The following is a 2,042-nucleotide window of genomic DNA, read 5'->3' on the forward strand; positions in this document are numbered from 1 at the left end:
TCTCGATTTGGTCGGCGCCTTCAAGCCGAGCATGCGCGAGACCGACGACAAGGCTGTCGAGCGCGCCACGCTGTTTGTCGATACGCGCGACGGCGCACTGACCGAAGGCGGCGACCTGGTTCAGCCGTTGCGGGCCGGGATCATTGCCGCGGGGTCCGTCCGGGCGGATCTGGCCGAGCTTGCCGCAGGGCGGCATGCGGGCAGAACAGCCACAGGTGAAATCACCCTGTTCAAATCCGTCGGTGCAGCCCTTGAGGATCTGGCCGGGGCCGTTCTTGCTTTCGAGCGGTCGCGGCGGGGCTGATCGCGGTACCGCACAATGTCAAATCGGGTCGCTTGAAGGAAAAATGGCGCGGCAAGTTCATAGGCTACGGCGCCGATCGAACCGGCAAGGGCAACCGATGCCGCTGCCAACCGGGATACGGTTTCGGCCGGCGCCTGCGGCGAGAGTGTACATTTCAACGCCTGGGGCGGCTCGCCTTGCTGCAGACGCTCGTTTCCTTCGCCGGATTTCCGATTGCATGGCTGGTGCCGCACTTGCTATTGCGCGACCGGCGCACGATGAGGCATTGAATGAAACCCGACGGCAAGACAGACGGCCTGCATCTGGAGGCGATTTCCATCGGCCTTGAGGACAGAGCGCTGCTTTCGGCGCAAGCGGCGGACGGGCTTTGCGTGGTGATCGGCGAGGACATTGGCGGATGAGCGTGACCGGCACACTGCCAGAACTGCCAGTCAAGGCCATTTTGCCGGCGCTTGGCGAAGCACTGGCACGGACCCGGGCGGTCGTGCTGTCCGCTCCGCCTGGCGCTGGCAAGACGACGCTTGTGCCGCTGTTTCTGTTGGACCAGCCCTGGCGCGGCGATGGCCGGATCATCCTGCTGGAGCCGCGCCGGCTTGCAGCCCGCGCCGCTGCCGGCCGCATGGCGAGCCTGCTTGGCGAAAGCGTTGGCGATACGGTCGGTTACCGCATGCGCCTCGACAGCCGGATTTCGGCGAGGACCCGCATCGAGGTGGTAACCGAAGGCGTGTTTGCGCGGATGCTGCTCGACGACCCGGAACTGCCTGATGTTGCGGCCGTGCTGTTCGATGAGTTTCATGAGCGCTCGCTGGATGCGGATTTCGGGCTGGCCCTGGCGCTGGATGTACAGCAGGCGCTGCGCGACGATCTGAAACTGATCGTCATGTCGGCGACACTGGATGTCGGGCGGGTGGCGCAGCTGCTTGGCGGAGCGCCGGTCATCGAGAGCCAGGGGCGCAGTTTTCCCGTGGACATCCGCTATCGCGAACGGCCATCGGCGGAACGGGTTGAAGATGCGGTGACACGCGCCATCCTCGAGGCCCATCGCGACGAGACGGGTTCGATCCTGGCCTTCCTGCCGGGACAGGCGGAAATCACCCGCACTGCCGAGCGGCTGGACGGCCGGTTCGGACCGGAGACCGCCGTCACGCCGCTGTTCGGCAATCTCAGCCAGAAGGAACAGGATGCGGCGATCCGCCCGGCCGCTGCGGGAACGCGCAAGATCGTCCTTGCCACCTCGATCGCCGAGACCTCGATCACCATCGACGGTGTACGCATCGTCATCGACAGCGGGTTGCAGCGGCTTCCCGCCTTCGAGGCATCGACCGGCATTACCCGGCTGGAGACCGTGCGCGTCTCGCGCGCCTCCGCCGACCAGCGGGCGGGCCGCGCCGGGCGAACGGAGCCGGGGATCGCCATCCGCCTCTGGCATCAGGGCCAGACGGCAGCGCTGCCCGCCTTTACGCCACCGCAGATCCTGTCGAGCGACCTCTCGGGCCTGGTGCTGGATCTCGCCCATTGGGGCGTCGCCGATCCATCCGGTCTTGCCTTTCTCGATCCGCCACCGGCGACGACGTGGCAGGAGGCGAAGGCGCTGCTTGTCCAGCTTGGCGCGCTCGATACCAGCGGCGTTCTGACGGCAAGAGGCAAACAGATTCGTCAGCTGGCGCTGCCTCCGCGTCTTGCTGCCATGGCCGTTTCGGCGGCAGAGGAAGGCCAGGCCTACGAAGCGTGTCTGCTG

At 66.4% G+C, this 2,042-nt stretch carries 3 protein-coding genes (1 of these 3 running past the window's edge); all 3 read left to right on the forward strand.

The features are described 5' to 3' along the window. Nucleotides 1-304 carry the 3' end of a bifunctional Delta(1)-pyrroline-2-carboxylate/Delta(1)-piperideine-2-carboxylate reductase gene (lhpI, locus tag AC1D17_RS26040; protein ID WP_477568165.1) on the forward strand. 641 nt of this gene lie to the left of the window's left edge, so the window shows 304 of its 945 coding nt (coding positions 642-945); the start codon falls outside the window, past its left edge; the stop codon is at nt 302-304. 269 nt (nt 305-573) lie between these two features. Then, the gene (locus AC1D17_RS26045) at nt 574-705 is read left to right on the forward strand and encodes a hypothetical protein (RefSeq protein ID WP_477568166.1); all 132 of its coding nucleotides are present in this window, start codon (nt 574-576) and stop codon (nt 703-705) included. Then, on the forward strand, nt 702-2,042 hold a 1,341-nt coding region (gene hrpB / locus AC1D17_RS26050; protein ID WP_477568167.1), incomplete at its 3' end, for an ATP-dependent helicase HrpB. The genes AC1D17_RS26045 and hrpB, both read left to right, overlap by 4 nt.

It is taken from the genome of Pararhizobium sp. P1_E7, assembly GCF_056405855.1.